The organism is Pedobacter nototheniae, from assembly GCF_004335085.1.
Lineage (GTDB): Bacteria > Bacteroidota > Bacteroidia > Sphingobacteriales > Sphingobacteriaceae > Pedobacter > Pedobacter nototheniae.
This window is the reverse complement of the sequence record NZ_RQRS01000015.1, coordinates 1-12,852: the sequence shown is the minus strand read 5'-3', so window position 1 is coordinate 12,852 and position 12,852 is coordinate 1. Positions and strand designations below refer to the sequence as shown.

The window sequence follows — 12,852 nt, the reverse complement described above, 5'->3', positions numbered from 1 at the left end:
GAACAGTGCTTTTTATATATTGGTTAGTCATATTTCCTGTAATTACTTAGTTTGTTTTCAGCGTTTAATAACCTGGGTTTTGCACCAGTATGCGTTTATTAATCTCCGAAAGTGGAATGGGTTCTAAATACATCTTTGCATTCCAGTACGGACTCAAAGTATTGTTATTGGTGTAGGATGATATATCAGAGGTTATGGCAGGATTGCTTTTGCCAGGTGCGAAAGTAAACCTGAACTCCTCATACTGCCCGCCGATCACACCGCTGGCGATATCAGAACGTTTCCAATGTTTAACATCGAAATACCTGCGGTTTTCTTTATAAAACTCGATGCTCCATTCCCGCTGTATTAACAGGCGAAGCCTTGACTGCTCGCTTTCGGTAATACTTGGAAGACCTGCTCTATTGTGCACAATATTTAAGTTTTGAAGCGCTTTGGCCGTATTGCCCAGTTCGTTATAGGCTTCAGCTAAATTCAGGTAGAATTCAGACATACGGAACAGTGGCCATTCAAACCAGGAACGGGTGCCGGCCTTGTAATAAAATTTAGTGCTTTGTGCATCGCCTTTTCCAGATCCTGAGATATTCACACCTGAATTGATGTTATCATATGACCAGACTGAGTTCCCAGGGTTATTCCATGCATCAATTCCATGCGCATAGTTGTCTGCCTTAAATCTTGGCTCCATCTGCTGCATGCGCGTATTATAGTCAGTATATGGTCTTGCCGGATCTCCTACCTTTGGCCAGTCCTGATCAGTACCATCTGCTTTATAATAAATGCGAAGAAAATTTGTGATCATCCCTGCATTATCAGTGAGGTATCTTTCGTTGTTAATGTCATTGCCCCCTCTTCCTGAAGATCCTCGGACAGGAATATAGAATTTGAACATTTTAACGTTATTGGCATTATTATCCACTTTATAGGCCAGTAATACTTCTTTATTATTGGGTGTTGAGGTTGCAGTCCCGTAGTCATCAAGTGCGTTAGGATTAGGGGTATTTGCACCGCCTCCGCTATTGATGATGTCGGTAGCATGGCTTTTTCCCCAGGCAATGACCGCTTCGTTGGCGGTCACTGCATCCGTCCACCTTTGCTGGCTTACATTACCAAAACATATCATATTGTTGTTTGCACCTAAACTTAAATAAGGTGTTGCCGAATTAAATAAGGGTCTTGCAGCATATTGCAATGCTCTGGCTTTTATCGCCAGTGCGGCGCCTTTAGTCAACCTGCCCACAGACTTATCCGGCCAGCTATCTGGAAGCCCGGCATAAGCGGCATCGCTTAGCTGAATAATGTTATCAAGGGTTGCCTGCAGGGTAGCGCGGGGAACAGCTAAATCATCTGAAGAGATAAAAGTTTTATTCACAATCGGCACACCGCCATAACGGATGAACATGCCCATATAACGGTAGGCGGTTAAGCCAGCCATTTCGGCTTTTACGTAAGCTTTTGTGGCGCCATCCATATCGGGCACTTTATCAATGTTTTCAGAAATGATATAGTTACGCCTGATGGCTACAAAGTTATTCGCAAAGTTATCGGTACTGCGTTCTGAGGTAAGTCCTGCTAAACTATAAGCAGCATAAATATCTGCCCAGCTTTCTCCAGGCATCGCTTCGCCAGAAATGCCAGACAGTGTGCCGTTTCCGATATTGGTGCCACCATTATCAAAAAGACCCTGACAAAGAGAAGTCCTGTAGGCATTGGCGAGCGCCTTGGTAGACTCAACAGAGGAGGCGAAAACCGTCTCTATAGTCGTGTTCCCTGTAGTTTCAGGTTTTTCTAAAAATTCTTTCTGGCAAGAATAAAGGCCAGTTGCGCCTATTATTGCGGAGATGAAGTAAATTATCTTTTTCATATTTTTTGATAATCAGGTTTAAAAACGAATATTGGCGCCGAAAACGAAAGCCCTGGTTAGCGGGAAAAGGTAAGAAGTTCCGCTATCGGTTTGCTCAGGGTCAATCTCATCAAAATCATTGTCCCAAGTGAAAAGGTTATTGCCATTTGCATAAATCCTAAGGGAACTGATGCGCGCTTTTTTCATGAATCCGTAAGTATTGAAAGTATAACCGAGTTCTATATTTTTTAACTTCTTGAAAGCTGTAGAGACTAACCAGAAATCAGAATTCTGATAATTATTTGCCTCACTGGCTGAACCTGCGATGGTAGCTCTTGGAAAAGTTATCTTCTCCCCATTGGCTACCTTCTCTGGTGTCCATCGACCGTCAAACTGCCATTGGAATGCGTTTCCTGCATTTTTTACAAATGGGTGATTCATGCCATTATTGATGTTAAATGAACCTTTGCTTTTGCCAATGAAAAGTACGTTTAAATCAAAGCCCTTATAATTGATGCCGGTCTTCAGGCTAAAATCATATAATGCCCGGTTGGTGTATCCTATAGGCACCCTATCTGATGCATCTATTAGACCATCACCATTAATGTCTTTATAGCGGATATCTCCAAGGGCAGCCTGATTGCCATTATAGGTTAATACAGGACGGTTGTTAAGTTCTGCCTGGGTATTATAAAAACCATCCGAAACAAAGCCTTTGTACTGACCAAAACTATAACCGGAGGTATTCATCCAAGGGTATGGGTTGAGGGCCTCGGCATTGTAAACAATTTTATTTTTTGCATAACTCAGGTAAGCGTTGATGTTATAACCAACCTGTCCCCTGGTTTCTGACCAGCCTAAGCTTACTTCATAACCTTTGTTGTTCATGATGCCCAGGTTTGCTCTGGGTACGTTCGCTGCTGCCACTCCATAACTTGCCGGGATGGTACCAGGCTGGGTGAAAATATTGGTCCTGTCATTTTTAAACCCTTCAATGATTAACGAGAGTTTATTTTTGAAAAATTTTGCCTCCAGGCCTATGTTTCTTTTGGTTTCCTCTTCCCAGGTTACCGCCGGGTTACCAAGTTTACTTTCATTTGTTCCAGTAGTTAGCGTATTTGGGGTTGACCCGTCACTATTGCCAAAATAATACCCTGGCTGATTGATCACAAAAGTACTGGGAAGATATACATAGCGGTCGCCACCAATTTTATCATACCCGCTCAGTCCATATGAGCCCCGGAATTTTAAGAAAGTTATCCAGTCATTCTTAGGAAAGAAGGATTCATTTGAAGCGACCCATCCCACTGAATATGCAGGAAAAAGGCCAAACCTTTTATCTTCAGCGAACTGTTCAGTACCATTGTACCCAACGCTGATTTCTGCCAGGTAACGCTCTTTGTAGTTATAGGCCACATTACCTACAAGTCCCATATTTCCTGACGGCGTGTTGAAGTTATCTATAGGCAGATAATATTTTTGTGCATTTGCAAGCACAAGGGCGGTAACGCTATGGTTACCAAAGGTACGTGCATAGTCAATACCTGCGTCCACGTAAAAAGTACGGTTCACACTATTATGATTGGGATTAGGATTAAACGTACCTGAAGAGGTACGCTCCCCACCAAAAAAATCAAGTATATTTGGATCAATTGGATTTCGGCGGACAGAAAACTCCGGAAGAGTTACCCGGTAAGTCGTTGCTTTTGAATAATTGTTTTCATAATTCACATTAGCTCTAAGGGATAGACCCTTAGTTAAATAGTCCATAGTATATTTGGCCCCGATGCGTCCGGTTAATCTTGAATCGTATGTGGTTTCTGTTCCGCTGGCAAGTAAATTTCTGATGGAATTCTGGTTACCCAGTAAACTTCCAATTTTACGTCCCAGTGGATTCGATGCGGTACCTGGGTTACCTGCAATACTGTTGATGAGTTTATTGTCTATAATACCTGGCGCCATCATGGCATTGGTATCATAAAGGTATTGCATAATAATTTTGTAGCGGTCAGTGAGCGAAGTTCCGCCATCGATACCAGGTCCAACGATGGTGCCGAACTGTCCGGATAGATTAACCGAGATGGCCAGGTTTTTTACAGCGTTGATGTCAAAGTTGGATAAAAAGTTGTACCGGTCGTAGGTTGATTTTGTATTTGCGCCATAGTAATCTGTATTCTGAAGGATGGAGCCTTGGGAAAAATAGCCTAATGAGGTATAATACTTTACTTTTTCAGTACCCCCCGCAATGTTTAAGTTAAACTGCTGCTGTGGACCCTTACCACCAAACTGATCTTTAAAGAGATCGCGGCTGGAATAATACAGCGCAGGACTGGCGTTTAGCGCATCCCTCTGGGCACTGGTGAGCCCTGGATAATTCGCGACTTCAGCCGGGGTATAGTCGCGGTTGTTGGCAAACTTCCATAAATCGTTGCTATCGAAAAGGTAATCATTGTAAGCAGACACGCCATAAGTGCTCTGCTCGGTGCGAATCGCCTCATTGCGCATTAAAGCGAAATCATAGGAGCTTACATTCTTCGGCAAGTTGGCTGCTGTGGTGAATCCGAAATTTGTTGATGCGCTTAAAACAGGCTTACCAAGTTTACCTCTTTTTGTGGTCACGATAATAACACCGTTTGCACCCCTTACGCCATAAACTGCAGTGGAAGATGCATCTTTGAGAATATTAATACTTTCAATTTCATTGGCATCCATTGAGTTTAACCTCGAGTAGGTCTGCTCAGGCGGTTCTGGCACTCCGTCGATAACGATAAGCGGATCTGTTGACCCAGCATAAGTGGATACTCCGCGGATGTTAATGGCTGCATTATTTCGACCAGGCTCTCCACTTTGTTGCAAACCTGAAACTCCTGGAGCATTACCGATAAGCATATTGGATATATTGGATACAGAGGTAGATACCAGTTCTTTTCCGCCAATGGTAGAGACCGAACCCGTTACGGTAATTTTTTTCTGCTGGGCTCCAAATCCTTTTACCACAACTTCATCCAAATCGCCTGTGGTTGATTTTAGTGATACATTGATTGTTGAACTGCTGGCTTCTAGTTCACGTGTTGCGTAACCCACTGCCCTAAAAATCAGAATAGCAGAAGATGAAGATACATTTAGGGAATATTGCCCTTCCCCGTTAGTCGAGGTGCCTTGCTGGGTACCTTTTATCATCACCGAAACGCCAGGCAGGGGTTGTCCACTATCGTCGTTGACTACGCCTTTTATGTTTCTTTGCTGGGCAAAGAGTTGGTAAGTAAAGGCTAGTAAAAAGATTAGGCACACCGCTGTTGTGTGTAAAAAACTTTTCATAAAGATTATTTTGGTTAGTTGATTTGCAGGGTGCAAATTGTATAAGCAATATTAGTTAAAATATTGCCTGTTAATTAATGGTATTTTAACAAAATATGGTATAATTCGTATAGATAATACGCGAAGTCAAACGCTTTCCAGCATTATTTCTTTAGTGGCATGAATCGATTTCAGCATCACTGATGGCTAGGTGTTTTATTGCAGAATATGGTAAAATATTTTTTTTTAGATGATGAGAAGTCTCAGCCTCATAGACACAATTTTAGACTGATAAACATCGTTTATACCACCTATAATTTAAATGGTAATTTGCGAAAAAAAAAGAAAGAGGACCCACTTTATTAAGGGCCCTCCAACCGCTAAACCAATTAGAAAATTCATTTCGGCTAATTCGCTAACAGCTTTTGCAAGTTAACATAAGGCTAATAGTATTTTAACCTAATTTAATGTTTTAATAACGAATTAGATATAGATTAACTAGCTTCCTAACGCTTTTCAATTAATTCCAATTGGTCATTTTTTTCAACCATTTTGCAAATTTGCTGTACTGATGCGGCGCTGTTAAATCCATCCTGTGGACTATTCATGGTGTAATCCAATAAGCTATCAATGCTGGAGGTTGCCACATGCATTCTTGTATCTGAAGATGCGTAATAAATAAATACCTTTCCGTCATTATCTGCTATCCAGCCGTTGCAAAAAACAACATTTGATACATCACCCACCCGCTCCTCGCCCTCTGGTGCAAGAAAATAACCTGCAGGCTTGTGAGTGACTTTGGTGAGATCATTTGCATCGCTCAAAAATAAATACAAAACATAACGAAGACCGGCGGCAGTATTACGCACCCCGTGGGCCATCTGCAACCAGCCCTTTTCAGTTTTTATCGGAGCGGGGCCAAGACCATTTTTAGCCTCATAAATTGTATGGTATATTCTCTTATCGATGACAGTTTCCACATCTACTGTTGCATGCTCAATATCATCTGCAAGCCCAAATGCAATACCTCCACCCTTACCTGCCTCAATGAAACTGTCCTGTGGACGGGTATAGAATGCATATTTGCCATCCACAAATTCCGGATGCAAAACTACATTTCGCTGCTGGGCGGAGTGGGTTTTGAAATCCGCTAATCTATCCCAATGAATAAGGTCCTTGGTACGAACGATCCCACATTGCGCAACAGCAGAAGACTGGTCCGCTTCAGGCGCCGAAGCATCGCGGCTTTCGGTACAAAACACACCGTAAATCCATCCATCTTCGTGCTGAACAAGGCGCATATCATATAGATTTGTTTCCCCTTCAAGGTGTGGAATGATAGCTGGTTTGTCCCAAAATCTAAAGTTATCAATACCGTTATCACTTTCTGCGATGGCAAAAAAAGATTTCCTATCGCCGCCTTCTACTCTGGCCATAAGAATGTATTTCCCTTCAAATTTGATGGCCGCGGAGTTGAATACCGCGTTGATGCCGATCCTTTCCAATAAAAGCGGGTTACTGTTCTCATCCAAATCATACTTCCATTTATAAGGCGCGTGGCCGGCGGTAAGCACTGGATTTAGGTAACGCTGAAAAATACCATTGGTGTAATCTATTGCTTCGTTTTTTTGACGGATGAGCGATTCATATTGCGCTATTATTTTTTCCAGTCTGCTGTTAAAATTCATTTTATGTTAAAGTCTAAAAATCTAATTTTCTAATTTATTCCACCAGGTGCGTTTTAATATCGCCGCAATTAGGACAATAAGAACAATGGTGATGATTAATGGCGTTTTCATCCAAAGGATAAAATACATAGGAAGGACAGTCAGGCAGAGCTGGGCTACAATGCCCAGAGCCACGTTGAACATGTCGAGCTTGAAGCGCTTGTTACCTTTAAAATCAGGGCTTTCTATTAAAACCAGTTCATGAATCGGTTTCCAAAACCCCCAAGGCCTAACGGTGCGGTAGAAGCTTTTCAGAACCTGCTCATCCGTTGGAGGAGCGCTATAGGTGCCCGCAAGGGCGCCGACGATGGAGATGATAAATAGCACGGGAAAATAGTAAAGAAATTCAATACCACTAAAGAAGTGCGAAAAGACCAAGGCACCAGCGATACCTGAAAGCATCCCCCAGAAAAAGCCGTTTGCATTGAATCTCCACCAATACCATTTTAACATATTCGCCGCGATATAACCGCCATATAGCCCTGAGACTATCCATTGCAAAATGCTGTTGACATCTTTGGCAAAAAAACCCAAAAAAACACCAACCACAACCACCACTAGTCCTGTTAAATAATTCATAGTCATGATTTGCTTAGTCGAAGCTTCAGGCCTTACATATTTTAGGTAAATGTCGTTTACGATGTAAGCTTGGGCGGCATTTAAAGTTCCTGAGAAAGTCCCCATAAAGGCCCCCATAAGACCTGTAAGTACAATACCCAACACGCCTACTGGCAAAAATGAATTGATGGCTGCTGGCAGTATGCGCTCAAAATCAGTTCCTGTTGGTGAACTTAAGTCCAGTTGTTTGTAATATAAAAGTGCTAGCACTGTGAGCCCAATAACCATAGTATATCGGACAGGAAGAAGTATTATAGAAACGAAACCTGTCATTTTCGAGGCGTCTTTGGGAGAGCTGGTTGAAAGTACTTTTTGCATGTCATAGTTTGGTGCGGGCCCGGCCAGACTTGCAAAGACACCTTTAAATAGCATCATCATAAAGAATAAGCCAAATAAACCATAACCGTCATCGGCAATCTTTTTATTGGCATCAGCCACAATATTTGACCAGTCCAGCTCAAGTTTCCATCCAAAAAAAGGATTCGCCCAACCTTTCGGAGTCTGGATGGACTGGCTTTGCAGGTGAGTAAAGGCTATATAACCAATGGCAATACAGCCTATGGTCATGATGATGTATTTGATAACATCTCCCAGTACAATACTATGCATTCCCCCGAGTATGGAATAAAAAGTTGCAAATAAGGTGAACAAAATACCATAAAAATGAGGAACATATTGTGTGCTGACATTAAAGGGTACGTAGGGCTCTACTATATTCCATGGTATGAAAATTTCGACAAATTTACCAAGACCAATGAAACCGTATGCTAAAAACCCCAAGCAACCGATTAGAGCGAAAACGACCGTAACGTTATGTGATGCCTTAACACCGCGGCCCTTTAAACCAAAACGTGTGGCCAACCATTCCGCACCAGTATCAGCATTTGATCGTCTTAACCATTTTGCAAGAAACATCATGTTGAAAACCTGATTGAAAACAGGCCATAACCACGGAATCCAGATGCTTTTGAGTCCATACACAAAGCAAAGCGATACCATCCACATGGTTCCGCTGATATCGAACATGTCTGAAGCATCACTTAAGCCGAGCATATACCATGGCAATTTTTTGCCGCCCATCAGGTAGCTTTCTTTATTTAAACGGGCTTTATTGCGGTAATACCAGCCAATGAAGACCATCATGATTAAATAAAAGACCAAGATTAAAATATCGATTAGGTGCAGCTTCATCTTAGTCGTTTATCGCTTGTTTAGTTAGGGTAATTAGGGTTGATATTGGAAATTGAAGATTAAAACAGTCCTCAATTAAAACTGGAATGTGTCTCATATAATGGTTGGTTAGTACATGGCGAATATAAGATTCGTTACTGCTTGTTTATGTATCAAAAGTAGTCTTGAAAAGAATAGTATGTTAATACTATTTTATCTAATGCTTGTATTTTAAAAGCATACTTATACTTTACGGCTACGGAAATAAGATGCATACAAGATGCAAAAACTCATATTCCTGGGATTTATTCAGGCTATGGTATTTTAACAAACTGAATAATATGTTGGTAGGGAATGTTACTCTCATCAATATTATTTTACCAAAATTATATACTTGCTGTGGCCATCTGAGACAGACGTTGTTAGTAGCTGCCCTCATTCTTTTTAATTGAGTACTTTTTCACAACTGCTGCAGTACACGCGGTTTGGTTAGTTTTGTAGATGAATCTTTCGAATATATATTATTTTGTGAATAGAAAGAATAAAGATACTGATCTCTAGTAGATTAGAATATGTTGGCTATATTATTAAATATAGCGCAAGGGCATAAAAAAGGCGAACAGCCTTGCTTCCAAGGTGAATAGCAGGCAAATCAATTTGCTTAGTATATCATCACTATTCCGCAAGACCGCTCCCTTTGAAAAAAGGAAATTCGCGTATGGAGTAGAATCCACGGTCTAGCTTTATTTGGGCAATAACGAATTTACGGGTACACCAAATTTGGATAAGCATTGTAAAAAGCATTTGTTCCTTGGATAATACCGTTGAAAGTTCCGTAACCGTCATTCTCCCGCGGGTTTTTCCAAGCGCAGACACCAGCATAACCATTAAGGTAGGAATTTTTGTAAAAGTTTTCCATGGTGATATTATTAGCTGAGCTGGATCCGGTTACGTTGCCTCCGTAAGTTTCGCCGATTAGAGCGGGTTTATTGCCATTGTCTAGCCAGTATCCGATGGACGTATTAAAAGGACCACCGGAGGTTTGCCATTGGTACCAATGCGGGGAATAAAAATCCAGTTTGGCATTGCTGTTATTATACTGGGTCTGGAGCGAAGCGTCACTGTAGTTATTACCTGCGTTGGTATCCCATCCAGGGAAACGGTTACTGTTGAAAATTATCCACATAGAACCTAGAGTAACGGGTTTTGAGGTATATTGATTTATGGCAGCTGCGCACCAGGCTACGAACCGAACAACGTTATTCCTTGATAAGTTGCCGCAATTGGCATCCCGCCACATATGTTCCGGCTCATTGCAAATGTCGTAACCCATCACATAAGGACTATTGGCGTATCGTTGCACAAATGGGATTAAGAAATATTCTGTATACCACTGGGTCTTATTAACATCATTGATAATCTGTCGATATTGATTGTATTTGGGGTGGTTGTCTTTGACCATGTCAAATGACCACAGGGTTGGCATAATGTAGATCTTTTTGCGGGTGGCGATGGCTACCAGACTGTCCATATCTTTCCAGAATTGCGGACTTGCACCTGTAGTAACACCACCGCCATTGAGGCTTGGGCTGTATTCACCTGCACCATGTATCCAGACACGGGCCAGGTTGATACGGTTATCTTTATATCGCTGGAATTCATTTATCCACCAGTTTCGGTCAAAGTTACGACCGAGGAAGTCCAGAGTGTAATCGGCCTGCTTTTGCCATGCCGTGTTAATGCCGTTGAAAAAGATTTCTTTGCCTTCGACATAAAATTTGTTGCCCCCAATGGTCACTGTTGGGTTGGTGACTAAAGCAGCGGAGGTATTTTGCTGGTTGACCTCGGTTTGTTGATTAGTTAGAGCGGGCTCTGGGTTGATCTGCTCTTGTTTACAGGCGTTTGAGGCAATTATGGCCATGACCGCCAGGGATAATAACAGTTTTCTCATAAGATTTTTTTAGGTTAGCTCTACGATTTTGTGCTCTTTGCTATCATCGTAAAGGCGAAAATTGGTTTAACCAAACTTAAATTTGTTGTAAAGAGCTTTGTAACAATATTTTACCAAAATCGCGTATTAATATATCTTAGACAAGACATCATCAATAGAATTAAATTCAAGGAGTTATGACCCAACATCTGAACCGCTGGCATTTCAGAAGGTGATCGCATCAAGTTATAAATTTTGTATGCATTGTAGGCCCGTCCCAGCCATCTATTTCAATTGCCCCTCCTTATTCAACTTCATGTCTTATTTATTATCAAATTAAACTATCGAATGGAAATGTTATCTTTGATTAAATCGATACATTATGAGCATCATTTATTTCAAGCCCCGTGATCGCTTTGATTTTTCTCTCAGTACTTTGGATATTGGAAACCCAATAACATGGAACCAATCACACTTTTTAAAGCATCTCTTTAAAAGAATTTTCGCAATACCACCAACAAGATTTGAGGAATTCTATAGACATCATTGGGATTACTACCAAAAAAATGTTATCGATAGTACTGAAAAATTATTCTTCAAAAACCTTTTCGAGATAGTCGATAGACAATTAAAAGTACTAAATAGCAGGGATGTTTACGCCAAAAACCATCCCAAAACGCAGCGTGAAATTGCTCATCTTTCACAGCTAAAAATTCTGCTTGTATCGTTTGATAGATGGAATATTCATAAATCCTTCGATGACATAGTTGCCAATCAGGAATCTCATATTTTAACGCTTAAGCGACAAATAAATTCACTTAAGGCTGAACTTAAGAATGCAACCGAATTAGAAACTACTCAATTCATCAATATTCCTAAAGGAGGGTTTCTAAGCTTTGTAGATTTAGTTATCCAAATGGAAGAGATAAAATTACCTTCTGACAAACAACTAGTTTTTGCGGAATTCCAAATTGTGTGGGTAAAAATGATTTGCAAATATTTCCGGGAAGACAACAAAGAAATTGACTTTAACCGTGTTCGGAGATATTTCCCCAAGGACAGGCGCAATCCAGGTACCCGCTCTTCATCCATTCCGGCGGACCAACATCTTTTCGAGATTAAGAGCATTATAAGAAAATAGCGATAGCTAAAAATCTACAAATACATCCAAAAGATTGATAAGAATATCATTCGATACTTATCCAATTCCTGAATAATACATTTTATTATTAACCAATCCATTACCATACAATTTTGTATGGTAGCGAAATGCAATTTCCTTTATTTTTCTTTGTCCCAGCTCAAAAAATACAGCTACGGAAGTTTGAGTTTGCCTTTTCAATAAAGGGCCTTCTTAGTGGTATTGTGAGCTGACAAATAGTGTTATGATAAAATAAATCAAGGAAAATGAATGTAGAATTAATCACAAAGGATGATCTAAAAAATCTGAAAACCGAAATGCTCAGCGAGATTAGGCAGCTCCTGAAGCCCGGACAACCCGAAAACAAACAATGGTTAAAGAGCGCTGATGTACGTAAACTGCTGGGTATCTCGCCTGGTACATTGCAGAATCTGCGAATCAACGGAACGCTGCATTACACCAAGATTGGAGGAATGATGTATTACAAAATGGAGGATATCACAAAGCTGCTTGAGGGAAATCAATGATTAACGATGAAACCCACCTAAGGGGAGGTTTTGAGGTCATTGTTTTACGATTAGAATTGGACGGCAGATTGCTTCCAACTCATATCAGTATGCTGACAGCAATCTGTCTATGCTGGCAGAATAATCAGTATCGGGAGCCATTTTCAGTTACAAGGAGAAAACTGATGGCATTCTCGAAAGTTGCCTCAATTGCGACCTACCATAAGTGCATGCAACAGCTTATTGCTTATGGTTATATCCAATATAAGCCTTCCTATCATCCAAAGAAGGGGAGTTTGGTCTGGTGGTGTGAAACAGCCAAGGTTGAGAAATAAGCATATTGAGATATGTAGATATCGAAAAATTTGGAAGCCTACATATCTCTTTAACCAATCATGGATTTAAACTATGAGGGGTTATGCATTATGCTAAAGGTCCTTTTTCATTTTCAGAAAAAGGAGCAAGCGGTGGTTGGGCAGAGCCTCACCATCTGGAAGCTGTCTCAAAATAAACGAGGCAGCTTTTTTTGTGTGTAAATAAATCCAGTGTGTTATTTGCTTGTTGCTGGCTAGAAATGTTTATTTCTTCCTCAGTTTGGTAAAAAACAGAAAAAGCAAACC

7 protein-coding genes are annotated in these 12,852 nt (G+C 40.8%); 2 read left to right on the top strand and 5 right to left on the bottom strand.

Annotated features, from left to right (window positions below):
- Positions 1-64: 64 nt before the first annotated feature.
- The 5 genes from EHC72_RS13820 to EHC72_RS13800 all read right to left on the bottom strand — a co-directional run bounded on the left by EHC72_RS13820 (position 65) and on the right by EHC72_RS13800 (position 10,606).
- Positions 65-1,618, bottom strand: a complete 1,554-nt coding sequence (locus EHC72_RS13820) for a RagB/SusD family nutrient uptake outer membrane protein (RefSeq protein WP_165585830.1) — start codon at positions 1,616-1,618, stop codon at positions 65-67.
- A 264-nt stretch (positions 1,619-1,882) separates the two neighbouring features.
- Positions 1,883-5,134 carry a SusC/RagA family TonB-linked outer membrane protein gene (locus tag EHC72_RS13815; RefSeq protein WP_165585829.1) on the bottom strand — a complete coding sequence of 1,084 codons (3,252 nt, stop codon included), beginning with the start codon at positions 5,132-5,134 and terminating at the stop codon, positions 1,883-1,885.
- A 512-nt stretch (positions 5,135-5,646) separates the two neighbouring features.
- Entirely contained in the window at positions 5,647-6,828 is a 1,182-nt protein-coding gene (locus tag EHC72_RS13810; RefSeq protein ID WP_131538303.1) for a glycoside hydrolase family 130 protein, read from the bottom strand.
- A gap of 21 nt (positions 6,829-6,849) precedes the next feature.
- Positions 6,850-8,676 carry a sodium:solute symporter family protein gene (locus tag EHC72_RS13805; protein ID WP_131538302.1) on the bottom strand — a complete coding sequence of 609 codons (1,827 nt, stop codon included), beginning with the start codon at positions 8,674-8,676 and terminating at the stop codon, positions 6,850-6,852.
- A gap of 742 nt (positions 8,677-9,418) precedes the next feature.
- Complete coding sequence (locus EHC72_RS13800) at positions 9,419-10,606, bottom strand: glycoside hydrolase family protein (RefSeq protein WP_131538301.1); 1,188 nt, start codon at positions 10,604-10,606, stop codon at positions 9,419-9,421.
- A gap of 361 nt (positions 10,607-10,967) precedes the next feature.
- Here EHC72_RS13800 and EHC72_RS13795 point away from each other — a divergent pair, with 361 nt between their 5' ends.
- Both EHC72_RS13795 and EHC72_RS13790 read left to right on the top strand, forming a co-directional pair.
- Positions 10,968-11,726 carry a hypothetical protein gene (locus EHC72_RS13795; protein ID WP_131538300.1) on the top strand — a complete coding sequence of 253 codons (759 nt, stop codon included), beginning with the start codon at positions 10,968-10,970 and terminating at the stop codon, positions 11,724-11,726.
- 266 nt (positions 11,727-11,992) lie between these two features.
- Positions 11,993-12,253 (top strand): helix-turn-helix domain-containing protein, encoded by a 261-nt coding sequence (locus EHC72_RS13790; RefSeq protein ID WP_131538299.1) that lies wholly within the window; start codon positions 11,993-11,995, stop codon positions 12,251-12,253.
- Positions 12,254-12,852 lie beyond the last annotated feature (599 nt).

Coding starts and splice junctions, on each gene's coding strand:
- EHC72_RS13805 (WP_131538302.1), bottom strand. CDS start 8,676: ATGAAGCTGCACCTAATCGATATTTTAATCTTGGTCTTTTATTTAATC.
- EHC72_RS13790 (WP_131538299.1), top strand. CDS start 11,993: ATGAATGTAGAATTAATCACAAAGGATGATCTAAAAAATCTGAAAACC.
- EHC72_RS13800 (WP_131538301.1), bottom strand. CDS start 10,606: ATGAGAAAACTGTTATTATCCCTGGCGGTCATGGCCATAATTGCCTCA.
- EHC72_RS13810 (WP_131538303.1), bottom strand. CDS start 6,828: ATGAATTTTAACAGCAGACTGGAAAAAATAATAGCGCAATATGAATCG.
- EHC72_RS13820 (WP_165585830.1), bottom strand. CDS start 1,618: ATGCCTGGAGAAAGCTGGGCAGATATTTATGCTGCTTATAGTTTAGCA.
- EHC72_RS13795 (WP_131538300.1), top strand. CDS start 10,968: ATGAGCATCATTTATTTCAAGCCCCGTGATCGCTTTGATTTTTCTCTC.